The 25,016-nt window shown below is 69.0% G+C and carries 22 protein-coding genes and 6 pseudogenes; 5 read left to right on the top strand and 23 right to left on the bottom strand.

What is annotated here, in order from left to right; genetic code table 11:
- Positions 1–10: 10 nt before the first annotated feature.
- The gene (locus tag ASD84_RS15430) at positions 11–961 is read right to left on the bottom strand and encodes a TIGR03557 family F420-dependent LLM class oxidoreductase (RefSeq protein WP_056712373.1); all 951 of its coding nucleotides are present in this window, start codon (positions 959–961) and stop codon (positions 11–13) included.
- Positions 962–1,078: 117 nt separating this feature from the next.
- Between ASD84_RS15430 and ASD84_RS15425 the strand changes: the two genes are divergently transcribed.
- Positions 1,079–2,578, top strand: a complete 1,500-nt coding sequence (locus ASD84_RS15425) for an FAD-dependent oxidoreductase (protein WP_056712371.1) — start codon at positions 1,079–1,081, stop codon at positions 2,576–2,578.
- A gap of 72 nt (positions 2,579–2,650) precedes the next feature.
- Entirely contained in the window at positions 2,651–3,403 is a 753-nt protein-coding gene (locus ASD84_RS15420; protein ID WP_056712368.1) for a lytic transglycosylase domain-containing protein, read from the top strand.
- 7 nt (positions 3,404–3,410) lie between these two features.
- Here the strand turns inward: ASD84_RS15420 and ASD84_RS15415 are convergent, their stop codons facing one another.
- A complete protein-coding gene (locus tag ASD84_RS15415) occupies positions 3,411–6,200 on the bottom strand; it encodes an FAD/NAD(P)-binding protein (protein WP_056712366.1) in 2,790 nt (929 codons plus the stop codon).
- A 115-nt stretch (positions 6,201–6,315) separates the two neighbouring features.
- On the opposite strand from ASD84_RS15415, the gene ASD84_RS15410 reads away from it, so the two are divergent.
- Complete coding sequence (locus ASD84_RS15410; RefSeq protein ID WP_056712364.1) at positions 6,316–6,807, top strand: SRPBCC domain-containing protein; 492 nt, start codon at positions 6,316–6,318, stop codon at positions 6,805–6,807.
- On the opposite strand, the gene ASD84_RS15405 is transcribed toward ASD84_RS15410, so the two are convergent.
- The 5 genes from ASD84_RS15405 to ASD84_RS15385 are packed head-to-tail and all read right to left on the bottom strand — an operon-like array spanning position 6,752 to position 10,951.
- Positions 6,752–7,213 (bottom strand): hypothetical protein, encoded by a 462-nt coding sequence (locus ASD84_RS15405; protein ID WP_056712363.1) that lies wholly within the window; start codon positions 7,211–7,213, stop codon positions 6,752–6,754. The two genes, ASD84_RS15410 and ASD84_RS15405, sit on opposite strands and share 56 nt — an antisense overlap.
- A 21-nt stretch (positions 7,214–7,234) precedes the next feature.
- Positions 7,235–8,230, bottom strand: a complete 996-nt coding sequence (locus ASD84_RS15400; RefSeq protein ID WP_056712361.1) for a sulfate/molybdate ABC transporter ATP-binding protein — start codon at positions 8,228–8,230, stop codon at positions 7,235–7,237.
- A 9-nt stretch (positions 8,231–8,239) separates the two neighbouring features.
- On the bottom strand, positions 8,240–9,088 hold the full coding sequence (locus ASD84_RS15395) for a sulfate ABC transporter permease (protein WP_235531137.1): 849 nt from the start codon (positions 9,086–9,088) through the stop codon (positions 8,240–8,242).
- Complete coding sequence (gene cysT / locus ASD84_RS15390) at positions 9,081–9,929, bottom strand: sulfate ABC transporter permease subunit CysT (RefSeq protein ID WP_056712359.1); 849 nt, start codon at positions 9,927–9,929, stop codon at positions 9,081–9,083. Before cysT ends, ASD84_RS15395 begins: the two co-directional genes overlap by 8 nt.
- Positions 9,926–10,951 carry an extracellular solute-binding protein gene (locus tag ASD84_RS15385; protein ID WP_056712357.1) on the bottom strand — a complete coding sequence of 342 codons (1,026 nt, stop codon included), beginning with the start codon at positions 10,949–10,951 and terminating at the stop codon, positions 9,926–9,928. The genes cysT and ASD84_RS15385 overlap by 4 nt, the downstream gene beginning before the upstream one ends.
- Before the next feature lie 319 nt (positions 10,952–11,270).
- Between ASD84_RS15385 and ASD84_RS15380 the strand changes: the two genes are divergently transcribed.
- Both ASD84_RS15380 and ASD84_RS15375 read left to right on the top strand, forming a co-directional pair.
- Positions 11,271–13,262: a 2-oxoacid:acceptor oxidoreductase subunit alpha gene (locus ASD84_RS15380; RefSeq protein ID WP_056712355.1), complete on the top strand. Its 1,992-nt coding sequence runs from the start codon at positions 11,271–11,273 to the stop codon at positions 13,260–13,262.
- Entirely contained in the window at positions 13,259–14,386 is a 1,128-nt protein-coding gene (locus tag ASD84_RS15375) for a 2-oxoacid:ferredoxin oxidoreductase subunit beta (protein ID WP_056712354.1), read from the top strand. The genes ASD84_RS15380 and ASD84_RS15375 overlap by 4 nt, the downstream gene beginning before the upstream one ends.
- Positions 14,387–14,466: 80 nt before the next feature.
- Here ASD84_RS15375 and ASD84_RS15370 read toward each other — a convergent pair whose 3' ends face one another.
- From ASD84_RS15370 to ASD84_RS15315, 16 genes and pseudogenes are all read right to left on the bottom strand, one after another.
- Positions 14,467–14,889: a hypothetical protein gene (locus ASD84_RS15370; RefSeq protein ID WP_056712352.1), complete on the bottom strand. Its 423-nt coding sequence runs from the start codon at positions 14,887–14,889 to the stop codon at positions 14,467–14,469.
- 153 nt (positions 14,890–15,042) lie between these two features.
- Positions 15,043–15,555: a flavin reductase family protein gene (locus ASD84_RS15365; RefSeq protein WP_056712349.1), complete on the bottom strand. Its 513-nt coding sequence runs from the start codon at positions 15,553–15,555 to the stop codon at positions 15,043–15,045.
- 105 nt (positions 15,556–15,660) lie between these two features.
- Complete coding sequence (locus ASD84_RS15360) at positions 15,661–16,680, bottom strand: polyprenyl synthetase family protein (RefSeq protein ID WP_056712347.1); 1,020 nt, start codon at positions 16,678–16,680, stop codon at positions 15,661–15,663.
- The gene (nuoN, locus tag ASD84_RS15355; protein WP_327152795.1) at positions 16,677–17,987 is read right to left on the bottom strand and encodes an NADH-quinone oxidoreductase subunit NuoN; all 1,311 of its coding nucleotides are present in this window, start codon (positions 17,985–17,987) and stop codon (positions 16,677–16,679) included. The genes ASD84_RS15360 and nuoN overlap by 4 nt, the downstream gene beginning before the upstream one ends.
- 34 nt (positions 17,988–18,021) lie before the next feature.
- A pseudogene (locus ASD84_RS25800) lies at positions 18,022–18,378 on the bottom strand (NADH-quinone oxidoreductase subunit N); the annotation flags it as partial.
- The gene (locus tag ASD84_RS25795) at positions 18,378–18,908 is read right to left on the bottom strand and encodes a proton-conducting transporter membrane subunit (protein WP_321164047.1); all 531 of its coding nucleotides are present in this window, start codon (positions 18,906–18,908) and stop codon (positions 18,378–18,380) included. The gene ASD84_RS25795 and the pseudogene ASD84_RS25800, both read right to left, overlap by 1 nt.
- A 28-nt stretch (positions 18,909–18,936) precedes the next feature.
- Positions 18,937–20,109 (bottom strand): NADH-quinone oxidoreductase subunit M (locus ASD84_RS15350; protein WP_321164041.1); only part of this gene is annotated, 1,173 nt, incomplete at its 3' end.
- A 512-nt stretch (positions 20,110–20,621) separates the two neighbouring features.
- Positions 20,622–20,859 (bottom strand): annotated as a pseudogene (locus ASD84_RS26185) (proton-conducting transporter membrane subunit); the annotation flags it as partial.
- 1 nt (position 20,860) lies between these two features.
- A pseudogene (locus ASD84_RS25560) lies at positions 20,861–21,208 on the bottom strand (proton-conducting transporter membrane subunit); the annotation flags it as partial.
- 1 nt (position 21,209) lies between these two features.
- Positions 21,210–21,773 (bottom strand): annotated as a pseudogene (locus ASD84_RS25790) (proton-conducting transporter membrane subunit); the annotation flags it as partial.
- Between the two features lie 84 nt (positions 21,774–21,857).
- Positions 21,858–22,419 (bottom strand): annotated as a pseudogene (locus tag ASD84_RS25785) (NADH-quinone oxidoreductase subunit L); the annotation flags it as partial.
- Between the two features lie 10 nt (positions 22,420–22,429).
- A complete protein-coding gene (nuoK, locus tag ASD84_RS15330; RefSeq protein WP_056712326.1) occupies positions 22,430–22,723 on the bottom strand; it encodes an NADH-quinone oxidoreductase subunit NuoK in 294 nt (97 codons plus the stop codon).
- Positions 22,720–23,289, bottom strand: coding sequence for an NADH-quinone oxidoreductase subunit J (locus tag ASD84_RS25155; RefSeq protein ID WP_200958503.1), 570 nt, complete (start codon positions 23,287–23,289; stop codon positions 22,720–22,722). The genes nuoK and ASD84_RS25155 overlap by 4 nt, the downstream gene beginning before the upstream one ends.
- A gap of 23 nt (positions 23,290–23,312) precedes the next feature.
- Positions 23,313–23,632: NADH-quinone oxidoreductase subunit J (locus ASD84_RS25150; RefSeq protein ID WP_235532872.1), on the bottom strand; the 320-nt coding region annotated here is incomplete at its 3' end.
- Positions 23,629–24,130, bottom strand: a pseudogene (gene nuoI / locus ASD84_RS25145) (NADH-quinone oxidoreductase subunit NuoI); the annotation flags it as partial. The gene ASD84_RS25150 and the pseudogene nuoI, both read right to left, overlap by 4 nt.
- 211 nt (positions 24,131–24,341) lie before the next feature.
- Positions 24,342–25,016, bottom strand: a 675-nt coding sequence (locus tag ASD84_RS15315) for a complex I subunit 1/NuoH family protein (RefSeq protein ID WP_200954608.1), incomplete at its 5' end; no start/stop codon positions are given.

Below are 25,016 nucleotides of genomic sequence, written 5' to 3'. Positions count from 1 at the left end.
GCGCCCGGGCTCAGTCGGCTCGCAGGCCCGGGAGGACCTGTTCGCCGTAGAACTCGATCATCTCGAGGTAGTGCGGGCCCATGTTGGCGACGTACACCTGGTCGTAGCCGGCCTCGGCGTACTTCCGTACGGCGGCGACGTGCTCGGCCGGTGCGCACCCCGCGGTCACGCTCGCCCTGGTCGCGTCCTTCGTGACCAGCTGGGCCGCCTGCTCGAAGTGCCGCGGTGACGGCAGCACCTGACCCAGCTCGCCCGGCAGGCCACTGGTCGACCAGAGCCGGTGGGCGTGCTCCACACCTTCGTCCGCGGTGGGCGCGTAGGCCACCTTCAGGCCACCGGCCGCGGGCTTCCCGCCCGAGAGGTGCTTGAAGGTACCGACCAGGTCAGCGTCCGGAGCGACTCCGACGTAGCCGTCGGCGATCGTTGCCGCGGACCGCGTCGCGACCTCGCCGAAGCCCGACATCCAGATCTCCGGCGGGGAGTCGGGCAGCGTGTAGATGCGCGCGTCGTCGACGGTGAAGTGGCGGCCGCGGTGGTTGACCGTCTTCCCGGTCCACAGCTCCCGAATCAGCTCGACGGCCTCCACCAGCATCTCGAGCCGGATGTCGAAGGACGGCCACGGGGCTCCGGTGACGTGCTCGTTGAGGGCCTCGCCGGTCCCCACCCCCAGCGTGAAGCCGGGGTTGAGGATGGCGCAGGTCGCCGCGGCCTGGGCCACCAGGAGCGGGCTCTGGCGACCGATCGGGCAGGTCACCGCCGTCATGATCGGGAGCGAGACGGCCTGTGCGATGGCCCCGATCATCGGCCAGACCATCGGGCTCTGTCCCTGCTCGTCGTTCCAGGGATGCAGGTGGTCGCTGATCCAGAGGCCCGCGAAACCCGCTGCCTCAGCGGCAATCGCCTGCTCGATCAGCTGCTCGGGTCCGTACTCCTCACACGAGAGGAAGTATCCGATCCTCATGCCCTCACCCTTTCGTGTCGCGGGGCGGCGTCCGTGTGCCGCTTCGAGGCGTGGGTGCCCAAAGCCCGCCGAAGCATGCGCGCCGTGTCAGGTCTGCGTGGTCGGGTACAGGAGTTCATGTCCTCCTACTGGCTCGACCAGCACCGCCCTGTCACTGCCGAATCCGCGGACCGGTTCACGGGGGCCGCCGTCGAGACGACCGACGTCGTGGTCGTCGGCGCCGGCCTGACCGGGCTGACGACCGGACTCCTCCTGGCCAGGGCCGGGAAACGCGTGATCGTCCTCGAGGCCGGCAGCGTCGGTTCGGGGACCACCGGCCACACCACCGGGAAGGTCTCACTCCTGCAGGGCCGGAAGCTGTCGCGACTGCTCGAGCACCAGTCCAAGGAGGTCGCCCGTGCCTACGTCGAAGCCAATCGCGAAGGCCAGGCCTGGTTGCTGCGCCTGTGCGACGAGGCCGGCATCCGCGCCGAGCGCCGTACGGCCATGACCTACGCGGCCACCGCGGGCCAGCGAAAGCAGGCCCAACAGGAGCACGAGGCGGCCATCCGGCTGGGGCTGCCGACCGAGTGGACGGAGGAGGTCGACGTCCCCTTCCGGACCTTCGGCGCCGTCGCGCTGGCCGACCAGGTGCAGATCGACCCGGTTGCCGTGCTCGCCGAGCTGGTGCGGCAGTTCGCCGACCACGGCGGCAGCATCATCGAGGGCGACAGGGTCGTCTCCGTCTCGAAGCTCGGCCCGCCCGTCGTCGGTACGGCGTCCGGGCGCCAGGTCCACTGCGACCACGTCGTCCTGGCGACCGGGACGCCCATCCTCGATCGCGGCCTCTACTTCGCGAAGCTCGAGGCCCATCGTTCCTACCTGCTGATGTTCGAGGGTGCCCCCGCGCCGGAGTCGATGCTGATCTCGGCAGGCGCCCCCACGCGGTCGCTGCGCGAGGTCGTCGACGCCGATGGCGGCTCTCGACTGATGGTCGGCGGCGAAGATCATCTGGTGGGCCGCGCCACCTCGGAGCAGCAACACGTGGACCGGCTGCGCGAGTGGGTCCTGAGCTTCTACCCGGGTGCCAGGCAGACGCACGCGTGGTCGGCCCAGGACTACCGCTCGCACGACGGCGTCCCCTACGTCGGTGACCTGCCCCGGGGCGGTGGTCACATCAAGGTGGCGACCGGCTTCGACAAGTGGGGACTGACGAACGGAGTCGCCGCGGCGTTGCGGATCAGTGCGGAACTGCTCGGCAGCCGGCCGTCCTGGGCCGTTCCGATGGCGAGGCGGATCACCCGCCCCAGCGGCGCTGCGGCAGTGGTCTCGGTCAATGTGCGGGCCGCCTCGGCGCAGGCCGGTGCGCTGCTCCAGGCCGAGACCGTCCGGGCGAATCCGGCGCCTGCCGAGGGGTCCGGATCGGTGGGCAGGCGGCGCCTCGACCCGGTCCCGGTCGCGACGTCGACGGTCGCGGGCAGGACCTGCAGCGTGAGCGGCGTGTGCACGCACCTCGGCGGCATCCTCCACTGGAATGACGCCGAGCAGACCTGGGACTGCCCCCTCCACGGATCCCGCTTCACCCACGAGGGAGAGGTCATCGAAGGTCCTGCGACCAGGTCCCTGCCTTCGGCCTGACCTTCCGGCGGGTCGCCCGGTACGTCGCTCGGCTTTGGTGCGCGCACCACGCTTCGACATACCCTTCGTGGCGTGCACCGCGACCGCTTCCTGGGCAGCCTGACGCTCGCGATCGCCGTCGTGCTCCTCGTCGCCGGAGTGGGCGTGGCAGTGGCCTACGACGCCACCAGGCCGCCCCGATCCGTGCCGCAGGGCCCGCAGGAAGCTCGAGCGGTGACGGCGGAGGCTCCGGCGGCACCGGTCCAGGGCGCAGCGGTGCAGGATCCGTACGTCCCGGCGGCAGAGTGGATCTCCACCACGTCGGCGGCGACCGGGATCCCCCCACGAGCCTTGACCGCCTATGCCCGGGCCAACCTCCGGATCACCGCAGAGCAGCCCGACTGCCGGGTCGGCTGGACCACGATCGCCGCCCTCGGCGGCATCGAGTCGGCCCACGGGAGCACCGGCGGATCCGTGCTGGGCGAGGACGGCTGGCCCCGCCCAGCGATCGTCGGACCTGCACTCGACGGCGGAGACTTCGGCGTCGTCCACGACTCCGACGGCGGCGCCCTCGACGGCGACACGACCTGGGACCACGCGGTCGGGCCACTGCAGTTCATCCCCTCGACCTGGGAGCGATGGGGCGCGGACGGCAACAACGACGGTACGGCGGACCCGGGACAGATCGATGACGCTGCCCTGGCCGCCACGCGGTACCTCTGCCACAGCGGCGACCTGGGTGTTGCCGAGGTCTGGCGGCGCGCGATCTTCAGCTTCAACCACTCCGACGTCTACGTCGCCGACATCGCGGCTCTCGCGAACGCTTACGCAGCCCGGGTGTCCTGACCGCTGCCTACCGAGCGGGGAGTGCCAGCTCGTCGAGGACGGCGAGCCGTCGCGCGTCCACGGGCGAGGGTCGCCGTTCGAGCCTGGCCTCGATGACAGCAGCCGCCCGGTCGTTGCGACCGCTGCGCGCGAGCGCCAGGACGAGGGTCTCCTCGATGACCTCACGTTGGGCGGCCGAGCCGCCGACGACGACCAGGTCGGGCAGCACGGCCTCCAACCCGTCGACCGCGTCCGACCAGCGCTCCTCCGCGGTCGCGACGAGCGCGTCGCAGAGCCGGGAGACCACCTCACGGGTGGGCGCCTCGTCAGCGACACGACAGCGGGACGCGAGTCGACGGAGCCGCTCGACGTCGCCTGAGGCGGTGTGGGCGAGGGCGGAGTGAAGGGCGACGAACGAACTGGCCGGGTCGTCCAGGAGCGTGTCGCCGACAGCGCTGAGCACGGCCGCGATCGGCGGCGGCGCCGATTCGGACTCGAACCAGTCCGTCGCGCTGACGCGCCAACGCCACAACAGCGATGCCGAGTCGATCAGCGCCCGCACCCCGCTCACGGCCGGGGGCGCGAGCTGGGAGTAGTAGCGGCGACGCAGTGCTTCGGTGTCGTCCAGCGCGAGCTCGTGCAGCGCCGCGTGCCACGAGAAGTGGGCGCGGTGACTGGCCGAACGGCCGCTCTCGGCGACCCAGTGGTCAAGCCACTCGCGGCCGGTCTCGTGCTGCCCGGTCTCGTAGAACACGTGCGTCAACGCGTGCACCGCGTGGCCCGATGACGGCTCGCACGACAACGCGCTCTCGGCCAGCAGGCCGGCCTCGTCGAAGCGACCCTGGTCCTGCCGGGTGAAGGCGAGCAGCGAGATGTACCACCAGTGGTCGCCGTAGGACGGCGCGAGTCGCTCGACCAGGTCCCAGGCGTCCTGCTGCACGTCGATGATCCCGGAGAACGCGATGGTGGGCACGGCCGCCGACACGGCGAGCACGTCACGCGGGTGGTCCTCGATGTGCCGCAGCAGGGCTTCGGCACCCGACCGGCGAGCGTCGGCGATCCGAAGGCCGACGACGTCGACCAGGCTGCGCTCCCGAGCGTCGCCGCGTCGTGTGATGGCGTCCTGCGCGGCCGCCAGCGAGGAGCGTACGTCTCCCGAGGCGCCGGCCTCGTGACCGAGCATCGCCAGCGCGGCGTGGGCGAGTGCGAAGTCGGGGTCGAGCTCCGTCGCGTGCCGGATCAGGTCTTCGCCGCCGCCCTGGAGGAGCATCACCCGTTCCAGCCCCTGGTTGTAGACGGCCGCTGCCTCCGAGGTGGTGGAGAGAGGCAGGCCGAGCGGATCGCGCGGCCGGGCAACCGGGTGGGTCCCGGGGACCAGGCGGCCATCCTCCAGCCGGCGGGGCAGGGGCGCGACGACGTCGAGGACGTCGGAGGCGAGCGCGAGAGCCTGCGTACGGATCTCAGGCACCGCGGTCGACTCCCACAGCTCTCCACGCCGCAGGGCGCCCAGCGTCCACAGCGGTGCAGCCGTGGAGCCGTGCCCGTCGACGAGCCGGCCGTTCGCCGTACGCACGCCCATGCCTGCGCTGGCCACGGTCGCGAGCGCTCCGTCCTCGCGCACACGCAGCAGGTCGTCGAGCAGCGGATTGCCGAGATCACGGACGTCGGGGCGCGGACCGGTGCAGTTGACCACCCAGCCCACGTCGCGGACCGCTCCGTCAGCGAGCGTCACCCGCAGGCCGCCCTGAGCGAGCGGCTGGGCGTCGCGGACCTCGCCGGTCCCGATGTCGAGTCGGCCGGCGTGGCTCAGCTCGCGGAGCACCACGCGACTCGAGGGAGCCATCCGGTGGCGGATGACGTTCCAGCGACCAGCATCTTCCGCGAGGAAGCGCACACGATCGGTCTCGCTCAACCGGGCCCAGAGGTGGGCGACCTGGAAGCGCAGGCCGTCAACTGCGGGTCGCCAGTCGCCGGTGGCTCGCTCGACCCCCGCGATGTGTTCGACGGTGCTGGTGCGGATCTGCTCCAGCGTGTTGCCCCAGTCGGCGATCTCGGGGATCGCAGCGGGCTTCAGCACGGGCGCGTGGGAGGCTGGAACGCGCCCGCTGCGCGAGATCGCGTGGACCACCCTGTCCGGACGGCCGACACCGTCGCTGAGACTGAGCGCGACGTCGACCATGGTGAGGCCGGTGCCGACGAGGAGGACGTCGCCGGGCCCGACGCGATCGCGACGCACGACGTCGAGAGCTCCGGGCGCCCACGGGTCGGGCACGAAGAACGCGGACCTTCGGAGCGAGGCGGGTGCCCAGTCGTGCCCGGCCGCTGGCAAGCCGGGCGCGATGACCACCGCGTCGGCAGCGAGGTCGCGCCCGTCGGCCGTCGTGACGACGACTCCGTGTGACTCATCCGTGGAGCGACGACAGGAGACCGCGCGCGTGCGCCGGTGCTCGACGCACACTTCGCCGTCCGCCTGTCGCACGGCCTCGGTGAGCGTCTCGTCGAGGTAGCGCGCGAACTCGGCGCGGGCCGCGAAGCTGTAGGCATCGCCGTCGTGCCCGTGCCTGCTGCGCCAGGTGACGAAGTGGCTCGGGTCCTGGGGGAACGCACTCATGCCTGCGGCCGGGACGTTGAGCAGGTGCTGCTCCTCGGTGGTCGCGAACGCAACGCCCCGCCCCCAGCGGTCGACCGGGTCCACCAGGACGATCTCGAGCGGTGTCGTACGGCGACTCGCCTCGCGGGTGAGGTGGAGGGCGGTGAGGGTGCCGGCCGCCCCCGCGCCGACGATCACGACGCGCGCCTTGCGGCAGGACCTGTCCATCCCTGAGCTCCTATCTCCTGTAACAAAATAGGATTAGTACACTAACATCTTCGCCCTTCCACGGAGCGGCACCAGATCGACGGTCGCGCAGCACGCCGTCCGCCATGATGCAGGCATGAACCCGGCTGCAGAGATCGAGATCGACGCCCCCCTCGACGTCGTGTGGAGCGTCATGACCGACACCGCCCGTTACGGCGAGTGGAACCCGTTCGTGGAGCGGGCCGAGACGTCCGTGCCCGCACAGGTCGGCAACCCGATCGTGCTGCACGTCGCGTGGGCGAACGGCAAGAAGACCCGGTCGCCGGAACGGATCACCGCCCTGGACGGGCCCACCACCGATGCCAGCGGTACGACGACCGCGCTCATGTCCTACGTCTACGAGGGCCTGCCGGCGAAGGTCGGGCTGGTGCGCGGCGTCCGCCACCAGCGGCTGTCGCAGCGGCCGGGCGGCCCGACGTCGTACTCGACGGTGGAGGAGTTCAGCGGTCCGCTGGTGAAGCTGGCCGGTCCCGGCCGGGTGGCTGACGGGTTCCGCCGCCATGCCGAAGGGCTCAAGAAGCGCGCTGAGGCCGTGGCTGCCGGGCAGGCTGCGAACCCGGCGGAATGAGCTCGCTGGAGTTGCGTGCCGCCCACAGGGCGAAGACGAGGATCGCGACTCCGCAGGCGATGTCGGCGACGACGTGCGCCTGGCGCCACCAGACCATGTCGGTCGCACCCGGGATCGTGTAGTGCGCGATGCCGATCAGCCCGGAGAGTGAGTAGCCGGTCAGTGCGATGGCGGCCGAGGTGATGTGGCGACGGAACCACAACAACAGCCCGACCGCACCGAAGGCCGTGAACAGGAACCAGCCGAACGCGACCAGGCCGGCGGAAGGCACCGGCAACGAGCTGTCCGCTGCGGGCACCGGGTAGTCGTCGTAATTGACGTAGTTGTCGACGTAGTGGACGACCGACACCAGCACTGCGACCCCGAGCAGCCAGCCCAGGACCCGTGTCGCTCGCAGATAGCTCACGGGTCCCAGACTAGGCGGTGCTCAACCCGCGGCAATTCCCAGCACCGGCACAGAGCTGGCGCCCGTGGCGGGCCGCAGCCACACCTTGGTGCCGACCTCGAGGTCGAGAGCGCGCGCGTGCGTCCGGGACAGCACGACCTGCGTCGTCTCGCCCTGGCCGTCGACGTCGACCGTCAGCCGCACCTCGAAGCCGACCCGGAGCGTGCGGGCGATGACACCCGCGAACGCAGGCGCGGTGCCCGCTGCAACGGCCGGCGAGAGCGCGAGCTCGATGTCGTGTGGCCGCAACCGCACGTTCCCGAGCCGGGTGACGTCGCCGAGGAAGCCCATCACGAAGTCGTTGGCGGGCTCGTCGTACAGCTGGTCGGGCGTGCCGATCTGCTCGATCCGGCCGTTGTTGATGACCACGATCTCGTCGGCGACCTCCATGGCCTCCTCCTGGTCGTGCGTCACGAACACCGTGGTCACGTGCACCTCGTCGTGGAGACGGCGCAGCCAGTCCCGCAGCTCCTTGCGGACCTGCGCGTCCAACGCACCGAACGGCTCGTCGAGCAGCAGCACGCTCGGCTCGACGGCGAGGGCACGAGCCAGGGCCAGGCGCTGGCGCTGGCCGCCCGAGAGCTGCGACGGCAGCCGGTGGGCGAACTGCGAGAGGTGCACGAGCTCGAGGAGCTCGGCCACCTTCGCCTTGACCTCGGCCTTGGGCCGCTTGCGGATCTCGAGGCCGAAGGCGACGTTCTTGGCCACCGTCATGTGCTTGAACACGGCGTAGTGCTGGAACACGAAGCCGACGTTGCGCTTCTGCGGGGGCAGCCGGGTGGCATTGACGCCCTCGATCTCGACCGAGCCGCTGTCGGCGGTGTCCAGTCCGGCGATGATCCGCAGCAGCGTGGACTTGCCACCGCCACTGGGGCCGAGCAGCGCGGTCAGCTGACCCGTCGGCAGGGAGACGTTGATGTCCTCCAGCGCGACGAAGTCGCCGTACGACTTGTTGATCCCGGAAACTTCGATGCTCATTTGTGGTCCCTACTGATGATCCGGCTTGCGGATGAGCGACACCACGACGAGGGCCAGCACGGAGGCCAGCACGAGCACGAACGCGGCGGCGTACGCCGTCGGCTCCTCGTAGTTGGTGTAGCGGTTCTGGATGAGGATGGTGGCGGTCTCGCCTCGGAACTCGGCACCGGGGCTGACGATCTTCACGGCCCCGAACTCGCCCAGCGACCGGGCCAGGCTCAGCACGACGCCGTAGACGACAGCCCACTTGATGCTGGGCAGCGTGATCCGACGGAAGGTCTGCCACCCATTGGCGCCGAGGCTGCTCGCGGCGAGCTCGGCGTCGATGCCGATCTCCTCGAGCACCGGAACGATCTCGCGCACGACCAGCGGCAGGCTGACGAAGGCGGTCGCCATGATCAGGCCGGGCGTCGTACCGATGATGAAGATGCCTGCGGACTCCAGCACCCCGCCGAACCAGCCCTGGCCACTGCTGTAGGCCAGCACCAGCGCGAGGCCGACCACGACCGGCGAGACGGACATCGGCAGGTCGACGAGCACCGACAGGACCCGGCGGCCCGGGAACTGGTACCGCACCAGCAGCAACGAGATGCCCACACCGAAGACCGTGTTGATCAGCACGGCCCAGAACGCACAGGTCGCCGTCAGCTGGAAGGCGTAGGTCACCGACGGGTCCTGCAGCCGCTCCAGGAATGCGGAGAAGCCACCCTCGGCACCGCGTTCGATCGGCGCGAAGGTGCGGGCGGTGACCTCGTAGAGCGGCCACACGACGAGCACCGAGAGATAGGCGATCACGGAGAACCGCATCACGTACGTGACCGGGCTCTTGCGTCCCCGGATCGTCGATGTGTCAGCCACGACGCGCCACCCTTCGCGAGACCAGGTCGAGCGCCACGATGGTGAAGATCGCGACGAGCAGCAGGAGTACGGCGACCGCCGCGGCTCCCGCCTGGTTGTCGCCCTCGATGAACTTGAGGATCTTCAGCGACGCGACCTCGGTCTGGTACGGCGTGTTGCCGGAGATGAGCACCAGCGAACCGAACTCACTGATCGCCCGGGCGAAACCGAGCGACGAGCCGGCGGTGATCGCCGGCACCAGGCTCGGCAGGATGATCCGGCGGAACGTCGTGAAGCGGGACGCCCCGAGCGAGGCCGCGGCCTCCTCCACGTCCGCGTCCAGCTCGATCAGCACGGGCTGCACGGTCCGCACCACGAAGGGCAACGTCACGAACAGCAACGCCAGGAAGATGCCCTGGCGAGTGTTCACGATGTTGATGCCCACCGGGCTCTCCGGGCCGTAGAGGCTCAGCAGCACCAGGCCGGCCACGATCGTCGGCAGGGCGAACGGGATGTCGATGACGACGTCCAGGATCCGCTTGCCGAAGAACTGGTCGCGGACGAGCACCCAGGCGACGACGGTGCCGAGGATGCCGTTGACGACGGTGACCAGTCCGGCCTCGATCACGGTGAGCCGGAGCGCCGCAAAGGTCTGCGCGTCGGTCAGCGTGTTCCAGAACGCGCCCCAGCCACCGGCAGCAGCGGCCCCCACGACCGCCGCGAGCGGCAGCAGCACCAGGACGCTGAACCAGACCAGCGCGACTCCCAGACCGATGCCCGAAGCGGGCGTCAGCCGGAACAGCCCACTGGGCCGACTCGACGTGCGAGCCGGCCCAGCAGGTTTGACGAGTACGTCCGTCACTGCTTCGTTGCTTCGGCGTACAGCTTGTCGAAGCGAAGCTGGACGCCGTCCTTGCCGAACCATTCCTTGTTGACCGCGGACCAGCCGCCGAGGTCGGCGATGGTGCTCAGCGAGGCCGGGACCGGGAACGGGTTGCTCGGGTCGTTGGCGCCGTCGACCTCGATGTCGGAGATGTCCAGGCCACCGACGGGACGGAAGCCCTTCTTGACGAACTCGGTCTGGCCCTTGTCGCTGAGGACGAACTTCAGCCAGTCGTTGGTGACCGGGTCGGCGTCCTTGAGGACGGCGCCGGCGTTCTCGATGAGGAACGAGTGCTCCGGGACGATGTAGTCCAGGTCCTCGCCCTTCTGCTTGGCGAGGATCGCCTCGTTCTCGTAGGTGATCAGCACGTTGCCGACACCCTTCTTGAAGGCCTCGGTCGCCTCACGGCCACTGGCGGCCCAGGTCGAGACGTTCTTGAAGACCTGCTTGAGGTACTCGTTGGCCTCGTCCTCGGTCTTTCCCTGCTCGATGGCGTAGGTGTAGAGCGCGAGGATGTTCCACTTCGCGGCACCGGAGCTGGCGGGGTCGGCGGTGATGACCTTGACGTCCTTGCGGGTCAGGTCGCTCCAGTCCTTGATGCCGAGCGGGTTGCCCTTCTCGACAGCGATGACGGCGATGGAGGAGGAGACGATGCCCTTGTTGGGACCCTTGTTCCAGTCCTCGTCGACGAGGCCGGCGTCCACCAGGCGGGTCACGTCGGGCTCGAGGGAGAAGTGGACGTAGTCCACGTCCTTGCCCTTGGTGTCGGCGACCTTGCGGCTCTGCTCACCCGAGGCGCCGTAGGAACCGGAGAACTTGACGTCCTTGCCCTCATCGGTCTTGTTGAACTGCTCGGCGATGGCCTCGTTGGCGGCCTGGGGGACGGCGAAGCCGTAGATCCCGATGGTGTCCGCACTGTCGGTGCCGCCTGCGCTCGAGCACGCAGAGAGCGCCAGTGCGCCGGTCATTGCCAGGGCCGCAGCCTTGATCACTCGCTTCATTGCACCCATTCCTTGCTTCAGGCCGGCCCCACGCCGGTTCATTAACTCAAGTGGAATAGTACACATAAGCGAGTTACTGAACGAAGTATGAGACGAATTTGCCCCCAAGGTGACGGAGGTCACGACGCGCGGCGGCCCAACAGCTGGCTTCACGCCGGGTGGACATCGGCGGCGGACTATCGTGGGAGCGCCGCTGCGCACGTCGTCAGTCAGGCGAGGAAGCGGACAGTGTCCGCAAAAAGTGGAACACGTTCTAGTATCGACCTAGAATCGTCCTCACCTGTCGCTGCCGCGATGCCGACCAAGCGGCAGCCGCCTGATGTTGAGAGAAGTGGACCGAAGCGTGAGCCAGACCAAGCAGGTCAAGCAGCTGGACCGGGTGATCATCCGGTTTGCCGGTGACTCCGGTGACGGCATGCAGTTGACCGGTGACCGTTTCACCCAGGAGTCGGCCGTCTTCGGCAACGACCTGGTGACCCTGCCGAACTTCCCCGCCGAGATCCGGGCACCCCAGGGCACGCTCCCGGGTGTCTCGTCGTTCCAGATCCACTTCGCGGATCACGACATCCTCACCGCTGGTGACCGCCCCGACGTGTTGGTGGCGATGAACCCTGCGGCACTGAAGGCGAACCTGGGCGACCTGCCCAAGGGCGCGGCGATCATCGTGGACACCGCCGACTTCACCAAGCGCAACCTCGACAAGGCCGGGTACGACACGAACCCGCTCGACCAGCTGGGCGAGGTGAACGACCCGCTGGCCGACTTCCAGGTCCACGCGGTCGACCTGACCGGCATCACGGTCGAGGCGGTCAAGGAGTTCGGCCTGTCCCGCAAGGACGCCTCGCGTGCGAAGAACATGTTCGCCCTGGGTCTGTTGTCGTGGATGTACGGACGTCCGACCGAGCCCACGGTGAAGTTCCTGGAGAAGAAGTTCGCCAAGGTGCCCGACATCCTCGGTGCGAACCTCGCGGCCTTCAAGGCCGGCTGGAACTTCGGTGAGACCACCGAGACGTTCGTGGTCCAGTACGAGATCAAGCCCGCCAAGATGAAGACGGGTACCTACCGCAACATCACCGGCAACCTCGCGCTCTCCTACGGCCTCGTCGCCGCGGGTGTCCGCTCGGGCCTGCCGGTGTTCCTGGGGTCGTACCCGATCACGCCGGCCTCGGACATCCTGCACGAGCTGTCGCGTCACAAGTCGTTCGGCGTGACCACGCTGCAGGCCGAGGACGAGATCGCCGGCGTGGGTGCCGCGATCGGCGCCTCGTTCGCCGGGCACCTCGGTGTCACGACCACCTCGGGCCCGGGCATCGCACTCAAGGGCGAGGCCATCGGCCTGGCCGTGATGACCGAGCTCCCGCTGCTGGTCGTCAACGTCCAGCGCGGTGGCCCGTCCACGGGCCTGCCGACCAAGACCGAGCAGTCCGACCTGCTGCAGGCGATGTACGGCCGCAACGGCGAGGCGCCGGTCCCGATCGTCGCGCCACAGTCGCCCGGCGACTGCTTCGCCGCCGCGGTCGAGGCCGCCCGGATCGCGATCACCTACCGCACCCCCGTGATGCTGCTGTCCGACGGCTACCTCGCCAACGGCTCCGAACCGTGGCAGATCCCCTCGATCGAGGACCTGCCGGTCATCGACCCGAACTTCGCGACCGAGCGCAACCACGCCACCGCGAAGTCGGCTGACGGGGAGCCCGACGAGTTCTGGCCCTACCTGCGTGACGAGGAGACCCTGGCGCGTCCGTGGGCGATCCCGGGCACCGCCGGCCTCGAGCACCGCATCGGCGGGCTCGAGAAGGGCGAGGGCCACGGCAACATCTCCTACGACTCCGTCAACCACGACCGGATGGTGCGGATCCGCGCCGAGAAGATCAAGCGGATCGCCAACTCCCTGCCGCCGCTCGAGATCGACGACCCCTCCGGCGAGGCGAAGGTCCTGGTCATCGGCTGGGGCTCGACGTACGGCCCGATCGGCGCAGCCTGCCGCCGGGTTCGTCGCGCCGGCTACAACGTCGCGCAGGTCCACCTGCGCCACCTCAACCCGTTCCCGAACGACCTCGGTGCCATCCTCAAGAGCTACGACAAGGTGCTCGTCCCCGAGATGAACCTCGGCCAGCTCTCCAAGATGCTGCGCGCGGAGTACCTCGTCGATGCTATCGGCTACAACCACGTCTACGGCCTCCCGCTCAAGGCGGCCGAGCTCGCCGAAGCCGTCGGCGCGCTCGTCGGCGAGGCCGAGGGCAAGGACGTCGACCTCGGCGAACACGGACTCAATCCCCCTGCCGACCACGAGGAGGCACCGGTTTCATGACTGCCATCGACCTGACCACGCCCACCCTGCGATCGGGCACCGAACTGGTCCCGAACGTCGACGAGGGGGTGACCCAGACCGGCAAGGAGTTCACCTCCGACCAGGAGGTCCGCTGGTGCCCCGGCTGCGGTGACTACGCCGTCCTCAAGGCCGTCCAGGGTTTCCTGCCCGACCTCGGCCTGCGCCGCGAGAACATCGTCTTCGTCTCCGGCATCGGCTGCTCCAGCCGGTTCCCGTACTACCTCGACACCTACGGCATGCACTCGATCCACGGCCGCGCGCCGTCGATCGCGACCGGCATCGCCACCGCCCGCGAAGACCTGTCGGTCTGGGTCGTCACCGGTGACGGCGACGCACTGTCGATCGGTGGCAACCACCTGATCCACGCGCTGCGCCGCAACGTGAACATGACGATCCTGCTGTTCAACAACCGGATCTACGGCCTCACCAAGGGCCAGTACTCCCCCACCTCCGAGGTCGGGAAGGTCACCAAGTCCACCCCCGTGGGATCGGTGGACCACCCGTTCAACCCGGTCTCCCTGGCCCTGGGCGCCGAGGCGTCCTTCGTCGCGCGGACCATCGACTCGGACCGCAAGCACCTCACCGCGGTCCTCGCCGCGGCCGCCGCGCACCGCGGCACGTCGTTCGTCGAGATCTACCAGAACTGCCCGATCTTCAACGACGGCGCCTTCGACGCCATCAAGGGCATGGGCGACCACAAGGGCGAGAAGGACTACGCCGTCATCCCGCTGGTCCACGGCCAGCCGATCACCTTCGGCGTCCGTGACGAGGCCGGTCCGCTCAATGGGCTGGGCGACAAGGCGCTCATCCGTTCGGCATCGGGCAACATCGAGGTCGTCGACACCGCCGACGTCTCGACCGAGGCGATCCTGGTCCACGACGCGCACGACCCGGACCCGTCCACGGCGTTCGCGATCAGCCGCCTCACCGCGGCCGACTACCTCAACCGCAGCCCGATCGGCATCTTCCGCCAGGTCGAGCGGCCGACGTACGACGACCAGGCCCGCGCCCAGGTCAGCGACGCGGTCAGCAAGGTCACCGGCAGCGCCGAGGACCGCCTCTCCGCACTGATCAACGCCGGCGACACCTGGACCATCGACTGAGGTTCGGTGCGCTGCGCGCCAGCACATGACAAAGGAGCCCCGCCATCGGCGGGGCTCCTTTGTCGTTGCGACGAAACGGATCAGCTGCAGTAGATCCGGCCGAGGCGGATGGCCGTACGAGCGAAGCTGTAGGTCTCGCGAATCACGATCTGGTACCCGGCACCGCAGGGTCCGGTGAACTTGATGACGAAGCGGCCGGTGTCGGAGGCCGAGACCGTGGACTTGACCGTCCGGTACGTCGGGTGGGCGGCAGTCCGCTGCTGGAGGTATACGCGGTAGCCGGGAGCCGAGGTGAGGCGGCCCTTGACGTAGAACGTCGAGCGCGTGCCGGGCACCTTGCCGGCGTCCAGGTACTTGACGGTGTGGTACGGCTTCGCGGCGACGGCCTGGGTCGACACCGGAGAGGTCTTGGTGGCTGCCTCGGCGGTCGACGCCGTGGTCAGGCCGATCAGGGCGGCGGTGAACACCGCGACGAGCATGGTCATGATGCGGGTGAAGCGCATTGGAAAGGATCCCCTCGAGATCGGGACGTGTGGGTGGACAGGAGAGTTCGTGCCCACGGCCAACCATACGAAACCCCGATCCCGGTGCGGGTTGGGGCGTCCCGCGCGGCGGATGCGGGGTGCACGCCCCCGCCGCGCGAGACAGTCAGTGGGTCAGGCGGACCGTTCGAGACGACCGAACCCGCTGCGGTGGAAGACCAGCGGGTTCCCGTCGCCGGCCGGGCCGGCCTGGTCGACGGACTCGACCTTGAGCAGCACGATCACGTGGTCACCCGCCTCGACCTCGCGGTAGAGCGAGCAGGAGAACCGGACCAGGCCCTCGACGAGGGTGACCGCCCCGTCATCGTCCACGGTCAGGTCGATGCCGTCGAAACGCTCGGCGACCGGGCCTGACAGCTGGCGGCAGAGGTCGCCGTGGTGATCGGCCAGCACGGTGACACCGAGGTGGCGGGCACGCCTCAGGTCGGGCCACGTCTTCGAGGTGTGTGCGACCGAGACCGACACCAGGGGCGGGTCGATACTCACGGTCGTGAACGAGCTGGCAGCAAGGCCGACCGGGACGCCGTCGACGGCGCCGACCAGGGCAACCACCCCGGTCGGGAAGACGCCGAACGCCCGGCGCAGCGCGACGGGATCGAGGTCCTGGTTGGTGGCCATGGTGCTCATGACTCCAAAGTTAACTGATTCAATACAGATTCACGAGGTGGTGCGGCAGCGGTTCGGCCGAGCCCGTGCAAGGCCGTGCCGATCAGCGGCGGACCCGCAGCTGGATCAGGCGGAGCGGACTGCGACGACGTCGGCGAAGGCCTCGAGCGCCGACCGCACCGAGCCCTCAGGCAGCACCTCGAGGAGCTGCTTGGCCTCCTGGGCGCGCGCGACGACGTACGCCCGGGCCTCCTCCATGGCGGGGTGCTTGCGGAGCAGCCCGAGCGCCTCGGCGTGCAGGTCCGTGTCGTTGGCGAGGTCGGACTGCTCGGGATCGAGCAGCTCGAGCAGGCGCGCGTCGCCCGGGTCGGTGGACGCGCGGGCCATGAGCACGGGGAGCGTCGGGACGCCCTCCTTGAGGTCGGTGCCGGGCGTCTTGCCCGACTCCTCGGTCTCGGAGGCGATGTCGAGGATGTCGTCGGAGAGCTGGAACGCCGTACCGACGAGCTCGCCGTACGCCGTGAGCGCGGCGACGACCGCCGGCTCGGCGCCGGAGAACAGCGCGCCGTACCGGGCGGAGGTGGCGATCAGCGAACCGGTCTTGCCGGCCACCACCTCGAGGTAGTGCTGCAGTGCGTCGTCGTCGGGCCCGGGCGTCACCGTCTCGAGGATCTGGCCCTCGACCAGCCGGGTGAAGGTCTCGGCCTGGATCCGCACGGCCTCCGCGCCGAGCTGCGACGTCAGCTCCGAGGACTTCGCGAACAGGAAGTCACCGGTCAGGATCGCGACGAGGTTGTCGTAGCGCGAGTTCGCGGAGTCGGCGCCGCGACGCAGGTCCGCCTCGTCCATGACGTCGTCGTGGTACAGCGAGCCGACATGGGTGATCTCCACGACGCAGGCCGCGGTGAGCACCTCGGGAGCGTCCGGGCGGGGCCCGACCTCGGCGGCGAGGAGCACCAGCAACGGGCGGAACCGCTTGCCGCCGGCGGCCAGGAGGTGCCGCGCTGCTTCCGTGACGTACGGCGCCCGGCTGGTGGCGTGGCCGAAGAGGGCCTCCTCCACGCTCGCCATGCGCTCACGGAGGCGCTCTGCGAGGGCAGTGTCAACGATCGGCAGGGCCAGCTCGGCCGGGCTTGCGGAAGTCACCTGATGAAGTCTCCCGCACTGGTGACCAGATCCAGCACCGGCCCCGGTACGACGCCGAGCAGGAGCGTCGCGGCGAGGCACACGACGATGGTGGCCGAGGTCAGCGTCGACGAGGCCGTGACCACGCCGGAACCGTCCGGGTGGTCCTCGGTGAAGAACATCAACCGGATGTGCCGGACGTAGAAGCCGACCGCGATGACGCTGGACGCGATCGCGACCAGCACGACCGGCCACGCGCCCGCCGACATGGCGGAGGTGAAGACTGCCCACTTGCCGATGAAGCCGGCGGTGAGCGGGATGCCGGCCATCGAGAGCAGGAAGAACGCGAACGCGCCAGCCACGAGCGGCGAGCGGCGGCCCAGGCCTGCCCAGCGGTCGTAGTGGGTGGCCTCGCCACCGGCGTCGCGCACGAGCATCACGATCGCGAAGGCGCCGATCATCGAGAAGCCGTAGGTGGTGAGGTAGAACAGCACGCCCTCGAGCGAGGTGTACTGCCCCTTGGCGAGCTCGTCGGCTCCCTGGACCCCGAGGACACCGACCAGCAGGAAGCCGGTGTGGGCGACCGAGGAGTAGGCGAGCATCCGCTTGACGTCGTTCTGTACGGCGGCCAGGACCGCGCCGAGCACCATCGATGCGATCGCGACGACCCAAAGCATCGGCACCCAGCTCCAGCGCTCGCCACCGAACGCGACGTAGAGCAGGCGCAGCAGGGCACCGAACGCAGCGACCTTGGTGCCGGCGGCCATGAAGGCAGTGACAGCGGTCGGGGCGCCCTGGTAGACGTCGGGCGTCCAGGCCTGGAACGGTGCGGCGCCGATCTTGAAGAGCAGGCCCACCGCGAGCAGGGCGATGCCGGCCAGGAGCAGGCCGTGGTTGGGCCCACCGGCGCGGACCGCTTCGTTGATGCCGGCGAAGGTCACCGAGCCCGCGTAGCCGTAGACCAGCGCGGCGCCGTACAGGAAGAAGCCGGAGGCGAAGGCGCCGAGCAGGAAGTACTTCATCGCCGCTTCCTGGCTGAGCAGGCGTCGCCGGCGGGCGAGACCACACAGCAGGTACAGCGGGAGGGAGAGGACCTCGAGCGCGACGAACATCGTCAGCAGGTCACCCGAGGCGGGGAACAGCAGCATGCCCGAGACCGCGAAGAGCATCAGCGGGTAGACCTCGGTGTGCTCGAGGCCCCGTGTGGAGGCCTCGCGCTCGGTGTCGGTGCCCGGGAGGGCCGCGGCCTGGCCGGTGAAGGCCGAGACACCGCCCTCGAGGCGTCGCTCGGCGAACAGGGCGACCCCGCCGATGGCGAAGACCAGCACCAGTCCCCAGAGGTAGACCGTGGGTCCGTCGACNCGAGACACCGCCCTCGAGGCGTCGCTCGGCGAACAGGGCGACCCCGCCGATGGCGAAGACCAGCACCAGTCCCCAGAGGTAGACCGTGGGTCCGTCGACAATGACGCTGCCCTCGGCACCGACGATGCCGCGGCCCTCACTGCCCGCAGCGCCGGCGTGGTCGGTGAGGTCGGAGCCGACGACGATCGTGGAGACCAGGGCGGCGACCAGCACCGACAGCGCCAGGGTGATCTGCGGGACGCGGCGCGCGCCGCGGGCCAGGAACGCCTCGATCAGGACGCCGACGCAGGCGCCGCCGAGGACCAGGAGGAGCGGGAGGAGCTCGAAGTACTCGAGCTCGGGCTTGGTGAACTCCATCAGTTCGCCTCCTCCGCGTGATGCTCGACCTCATCAGGGCCGACCGTGGGTGGATCGTCATGGACGCCCACGTGCTCCAGCAGGTCACCGACCATCGGGTTGGCGGCGTCCAGCAGGGGCGTGGGATAGAAGCCGAAGAACACCAGCGCCGCCATCAGCGGTGCGACCGCCACGATCTCGCGGAGCCCGAGGTCCTTGGTGCCGTCGAGGTCCGCGGACGTCGGGCCGGTCATCGTGCGCTGGTACATCCACAACACGTAGATCGCCGACAGGACGACGGCAGTGATCGCGATCGCGCCGACGTACCAGCCGTAGCCGAAGGCGGCCAGCAGCACCAGGAACTCGCTGACGAACGGCGAGAGGCCCGGCAGGCCGAGGGTCGCGAGACCGGCGACGAGGAACAGGCCGGCCAGGACAGGCGCCACCTTCTCGATGCCGCCCATCTCGCTGATCAGCGAGGTGCCGCGGCGGTCGTAGAGGTAGCCCGCGACGAGGAACAGCGCAGCCGTGCCGAGTCCGTGGTTGACCATGTAGAGGATCGCGCCGGTGCCGCCCTGNGGTGCCGCGGCGGTCGTAGAGGTAGCCCGCGACGAGGAACAGCGCAGCCGTGCCGAGTCCGTGGTTGACCATGTAGAGGATCGCGCCGGTGCCGCCCTGGGTGCTCATGGTGAAGATGCCGAGCGTGATCAGGCCGAAGTGGCTGAGCGAGGTCAGACCGATCAGGCGGAAGACGTCGTCCTGCCCGATGGCCACCAGAGCGCCGTACACGACCGAGATCAGGGCGAGCACGACCACCAGGGGCGTGGCCCACTGCGAGGCCTCGGGGAAGATGCCGAGGCAGAACCGCAGCATCCCGAAGGTGCCGATCTTGTCGAGGATGCAGACCAGCAGCACACCGGTGCCGGGCGTTGCCTTCTCGGTGGTGTCGGCCAGCCAGGTGTGCAGCGGGAACAGCGGCGCCTTGATCGCGAACGCGATGAAGAAGCCGAAGAACAGCCAGCGACCGGGCTCGGTGGTGTCGGCCAGCCAGGTGTGCAGCGGGAACAGCGGCGCCTTGATCGCGAACGCGATGAAGAAGCCGAAGAACAGCCAGCGACCGGGCTCGGTGCCGATGTCGAGCTTCTCGAGGTCCTTCAGGAGGTACGACGGCTCGCCCGCCTGGGCGGACACGACGTAGAGACCGATGACCGAGGCGAGCAGGACCAGCCCGCCCGCGAGCTGGAACATCAGGAACTTGAGCGCTGCTGCGCCGCGTCCCTCGCGACCGAAGCCGCCGACCAGGAAGTACGCCGGGATCAGGGTGGCCTCGAAGACGACGTAGAACAGGAACACGTCGGTCGCGCAGAACACCGCGAGCGACAGGCCCTCGAGCGCCAGCGCCCAGGCCACGAACGCCTTGGCGCCCGCACCGTTGGGGTCGTCGGCCTTGACCCACTCGGCGCCGAGGACGACCGGCACGAGGAGGACGGTCAGCAGCACCATCAGCAGGCCGAGGCCGTCGAGCCCGAACGCGTAGTGCACACCGAACGCCTCGATCCAGTCGTGCACCTCCTCGAACTGGCGGCCGCCGTCGACGTCGTACGACGCCGCGATGACCAGGCCGAGGACCAGGGTCGCGAGCGCGACACCGAGGCCGGTCACCTTGGCGACCGCAGCGGGCAGCAGGGCGACCGCGACGGCACCGGCAATCGGGAGCCAGACGAGCAGGCTCAGGATCGGGAAGTCACCCATCAGGAGTTCACCGCCACGAGAGTCAGGACGAGGATGACCGCGCCGACGAAGATCGACAGGGCGTAGGAGCGGACGTAGCCGGTCTGCAGCTTGCGCAGCAGCTCGCCCGTGCCGGTCAGGATGGTCGATCCGCCGGTGAAGGCGCCGTCGACGAGCGTCCGGTCGGCACCCACCATCGCGGTGACGGTGGCCTTGCCGGGCGTCACCACCAGGGCGTCGTTGATCGCGTCGCCGTACAGGTCGGCACGGGCCGCCTTCGTCGCGAAGGAGACGTCGGCCGGCGCGACCCGGGGGACGTCCTGCTTGCCGACGAGGAACCAGGCCAGGCCGACACCCACCGCGACCACCGCAACGGTGATCAGGGTGATCAGGATGACCGGGATCGGGGGCTCGTGGTGCTCGGCGTGGCCGACCACCGGGCTGAGCCACTCGACGATCCAGTTGCTCGCGAGCATCAGGCCACCGAGCACGGACAGCGCGGCGAGGACGATCAGCGGGATCGTCATCACCTTCGGGCTCTCGTGCGGGTGCACGCCCTTCTCCCAACGCTTCTGGGTGAAGTAGGTCATCAGCATCAGGCGGGTCATGTAGAAACCGGTGATGCCGGCGCCCAGCAGCGCGCAGATCCCGACGATCGGGTTCTCGATCAGTGCGACCTCGATGATCTTGTCCTTGGACCAGAAGCCCGAGAACGGCGGGAAGCCGATGATCGCGAGGTAGCCCATGGCGAAGGTCAGGAAGGTGACGGGGNGAAGCCCGTGATGCCGGCACCGAGGAGCGCGCAGATCCCGACGATCGGGTTCTCGATCAGGGCGACCTCGATGATCTTGTCCTTGGACCAGAAGCCCGAGAACGGCGGGAAGCCGATGATCGCGAGGTAGCCCATGGCGAAGGTCAGGAAGGTGACGGGGAGCAGCTTGTTGAGCGCGCCGTAGTGGCGCATGTCCACGTCGTCGTCCATCGCGTGCATCACCGATCCGGCACCGAGGAACATGTTGGCCTTGAAGAAGCCGTGCGTGAGCAGGTGGAAGATCGCGAAGGCGTAGCCCGCGACGCCGAGACCGGCGCCGAGCATCATGTAGCCGATCTGGCTCATCGTNCTTGAAGAAGCCGTGCGTGAGCAGGTGGAAGATCGCGAAGGCGTAGCCCGCGACGCCGAGACCGGCGCCGAGCATCATGTAGCCGATCTGGCTCATCGTCGAACCGGCCAGGGCCTTCTTGATGTCGTCCTTCGCGCAACCGATGACCGCACCCCACAGGAGCGTCACCGTGGCCACGATGACCACTGCGGTCTGGGCGTTCGGCGCGAGCTCGAAGATGAAGTTGGAGCGGACCACGAGGTAGACACCGGCCGTGACCATGGTCGCCGCGTGGATCAGGGCCGAGACCGGGGTCGGGCCCTCCATCGCGTCGAGCAGCCAGGACTGCAGCGGCACCTGCGCGGACTTGCCGCAGGCACCGACGAGCAGCAGCACGCCGATCCAGGTCAGCGTGGTCTCGGTGGCACCGCCCGCGACGGCGCTGATGCCGCTGAAGGACGTCGTACCGAAGGTCGCGAACATCAGGAAGATCGCCAGGCCCAGGCCCATGTCGCCGACCCGGTTGATGACGAACGCCTTCTTGGCGGCGGCCGCGGCCGAGGGCTTGTGCTGCCAGAAGCCGATNGAAGATCGCCAGGCCCAGGCCCATGTCGCCGACCCGGTTGATGACGAACGCCTTCTTGGCGGCGGCCGCGGCCGAGGGCTTGTGCTGCCAGAAGCCGATCAGGAGGTACGACGCCAGGCCGACGCCTTCCCAGCCGAGGAACAGTCCGACGTAGTTCTCCGCGAGGACCAGCGTGAGCATGGCCGCGACGAACAGGTTGAGGTAGGCGAAGAACCGCGASCGGCGCGGGTCATGCTCCATGTAGCCCACGGAGTACAGGTGGATGAGCGCGCCGACACCGGTGATCAGGAGCAGGAACARCGACGACAGCGGGTCGTAGAGCAGGTCCAGRCCGACGTCGAGGTGGCCGGCCTCGATCCAGGTCCACAGGTGCTTCGCGACCTGGCGGTCACCCTCGTCGCGCCCGAGCAGCTGGAGGAACATCACCAGGCTGAGCAGGAACGAGCCGGTGATCGTGGCCAGTCCGATCCAGTGGCCGAAGGCCTTGGTGCGGCGGTTGCCGAGCAGCAGGAGCACGGCGGCACCGAACAGCGGCAGCGCGATGATCAGCCAGAGCAGGTTGAAGACACCGTCGGCATCGCTGGGCGCGACGACGGGGATGTGGGTCTCGCTGGAGGCGAGCGCGACGGCAGAGAGTGCATTCATGGTCCGGTCCTCAGAACTTCAGCAGGCTCGCGTCGTCGACCGARGCCGAGCGACGGGTCCGGAAGATGGTCATGATGATCGCGAGTCCGACGACGACCTCGGCCGCWGCCACCACCATCACGAAGAAGGCAGCGATCTGRCCGTCGAGGTTGCCGTGCTGGCGCGCGAACGCCACGAAGGCSAGGTTGCASGCGTTGAGCATCAGCTCGACGCACATGAACACCACGATCGCGTTGCGRCGGGTCAGYACCCCGATCGCACCGATCGTGAACAGGATCGCCGACAGGACGACGTACTCGGTCACTTCGGATCCTCCTCGGTGGACGCCGCCGCGCCGSYCTTGCCCGCCACTTCGGGCGCKTGCGTCGGGTCGRCCCCGATCTGCGCCTGCATCTTGTCGATGTCGCGCAGCCCGGTCGGCCGCATCGTGCCGCGGGCCGCGAGGACCCGGGACACCGACGCTGCCGCAGGGCTGCCGTCAGGCAGCAGAGCAGGGGTGTCGACGGCGTTGTGCCGGGCGTAGACACCYGGTGGGGGCAGCGGTCCGAGGTGCGCGCCGGTCTCGGCGTAGGCCCGGATCCGCTCGGCCGCGATCTCGTGCTGGGTACGWCGCGGGGTGAGCCGCTCGCGGTGCGCGAGCACCATCGCGCCCACGGCCGCGGTGATCAGCAGCGCGCTCGTGGTCTCGAAGACGAAGACGTAGCGCGAGAAGAGCAGGTTGGCCAGGGCCTGGATGTTCCCGCCCTTGTTGGCGTCATCGAGCCCCACCGCCGTACCGAAGGTCAACTGGGTGAAGCCGACGATCATGATCACCGCGAAGGCCAGGCCGACGATCCAGGACAGCGCGCGCTGGCCCTTGATCGTCTCCACCAGCGAGTCGGAGGCATCGACGNAAGCCGACGATCATGATCACCGCGAAGGCCAGGCCGACGATCCAGGACAGCGCGCGCTGGCCCTTGATCGTCTCCACCAGCGAGTCGGAGGCATCGACGCCGACCAGCATCAGGACGAACAGGAACAGCATCAGGATCGCGCCGGTGTAGACGATGATCTGCACCGCGAAGAGGAACGGTGCCTCCAGGACGAGGTACAGCACGGCCAGGCTGATCATCACGACAGCGAGCAGCATCGCGGCGTGCACGGCCTTGCGGACGAACAGGAGGCCGAGCGCGGCGATCACCATGATCGGGGCGAGCACCCAGAACGCGGTCATGCGTGGCCCCCTGCCGTGCCGTCCGTCGTCGGCCCCGACGGCACTGCCGGCACCGGGATCGGGGCCGCGAAGTCCCCGCGGTAGTAGGCCAGGTCGTCCTTGCCGAGCTGCATCTCGTGCGGCGGCTGCTGCATGCCGGGCAGCAGGGGAGCCAGCAGGTCGGACTTCTCGTAGATCAGGTCSGCGCGGTTGTCGTCGGCCAGCTCGTACTCGTTGGTCATCGTCAGCGCCCGGGTCGGGCASGCCTCGATGCACAGGCCGCACAGGATGCAGCGCAGGTAGTTGATCTGGTAGACGCGGCCGTAGCGCTCCCCGGCGGAGAAGCGTGCCGACTCGTCTCCGTCACCGTCGACGTTCTCGGCGCCCTCGACGTAGATCGCGTCGGCCGGGCAGGCCCASGCGCACAGCTCGCAGCCGATGCACTTCTCCAGCCCGTCGGGCCAGCGGTTGAGCTGGTGCCGGCCGTGGAAGCGCGGAGCGGTCGGGAACTTCTCCTTGNGCGCACAGCTCGCAGCCGATGCACTTCTCCAGCCCGTCGGGCCAGCGGTTGAGCTGGTGCCGGCCGTGGAAGCGCGGAGCGGTCGGGAACTTCTCCTTGGGGTACTGCTCGGTGACGACCTTGCGGAACATCGTCCGGAAGGTCACTCCGAACCCGGCCACCGGGTCCCAGAGCTGCTCCTTGAGCGTGGGGCCGTTCTGCCCTGATTGRTCAGCCATGGGTTACCCCTGCATCCATCGGGTTGCCAGCAGTGTCRCCAGCGGTGTGGGTGTCGGTGTGGACGTCGGAGCGGAAGGTCAGCGGTGCTGCGGCGCCGCGGACGGCTCCGCCGGTCGGCATCGGCGGCACCGGGTAGCCCCCGGYCCGCGGCGCCGTCACGGACACGATCGACGAGTCGTCCTTGCCCTCGGGGATCAGGAACGTGAGCAGCATGACCACCAGGACCACACCGATCGCGACCAACCAGAACTTCGGGTTCCCGCTGAAGCCGCCGTCGAAGACGCCCTCGTTGCGAGCGACCCGCATGGTGGCGACCGCGATGATCCACACCAGAGCGATCGGGATCAGCCGCTTCCAGCCGAACGCCATGAACTGGTCGTAACGCAGTCGCGGGAGCGAGCCGCGCAGCCAGATGAAGACGAAGATGAAGAAGAAGACCTTGCCGAAGAACCACAGCACCGGCCAGTAGCCCTCGTTGGCGCCCGCCCAGACCTCGTCGATCCAGAACGGTGCGTGCCAGCCGCCGAGGAACAAGGTGGTGGCCAGCGCGGAGACGGTCGCCATGTTGATGTACTCGGCGAGGAAGAACAGTGCGAACTTCAGGCTGGAGTACTCGGTGTGGAAACCACCGACCAGCTCACCCTCGGCCTCGGGGAGGTCGAACGG

This window comes from Nocardioides sp. Root682 (assembly GCF_001427795.1).
Taxonomy (GTDB): domain Bacteria; phylum Actinomycetota; class Actinomycetes; order Propionibacteriales; family Nocardioidaceae; genus Nocardioides.
The sequence above is the reverse complement of the archived record's forward strand: the minus strand, read 5'-3'. Positions and strand labels throughout refer to the sequence as shown.

Coding starts and splice junctions, on each gene's coding strand:
- ASD84_RS15430 (WP_056712373.1), bottom strand. CDS start 961: ATGAGGATCGGATACTTCCTCTCGTGTGAGGAGTACGGACCCGAGCAG.
- ASD84_RS15425 (WP_056712371.1), top strand. CDS start 1,079: ATGTCCTCCTACTGGCTCGACCAGCACCGCCCTGTCACTGCCGAATCC.
- ASD84_RS15415 (WP_056712366.1), bottom strand. CDS start 6,200: ATGGACAGGTCCTGCCGCAAGGCGCGCGTCGTGATCGTCGGCGCGGGG.
- ASD84_RS15410 (WP_056712364.1), top strand. CDS start 6,316: ATGAACCCGGCTGCAGAGATCGAGATCGACGCCCCCCTCGACGTCGTG.
- ASD84_RS15400 (WP_056712361.1), bottom strand. CDS start 8,230: ATGAGCATCGAAGTTTCCGGGATCAACAAGTCGTACGGCGACTTCGTC.
- ASD84_RS15385 (WP_056712357.1), bottom strand. CDS start 10,951: ATGAAGCGAGTGATCAAGGCTGCGGCCCTGGCAATGACCGGCGCACTG.
- ASD84_RS15380 (WP_056712355.1), top strand. CDS start 11,271: ATGTTGAGAGAAGTGGACCGAAGCGTGAGCCAGACCAAGCAGGTCAAG.
- ASD84_RS15375 (WP_056712354.1), top strand. CDS start 13,259: ATGACTGCCATCGACCTGACCACGCCCACCCTGCGATCGGGCACCGAA.
- ASD84_RS15370 (WP_056712352.1), bottom strand. CDS start 14,889: ATGCGCTTCACCCGCATCATGACCATGCTCGTCGCGGTGTTCACCGCC.
- ASD84_RS15365 (WP_056712349.1), bottom strand. CDS start 15,555: ATGAGCACCATGGCCACCAACCAGGACCTCGATCCCGTCGCGCTGCGC.
- ASD84_RS25795 (WP_321164047.1), bottom strand. CDS start 18,908: ATGGTCAACCACGGACTCGGCACGGCTGCGCTGTTCCTCGTCGCGGGC.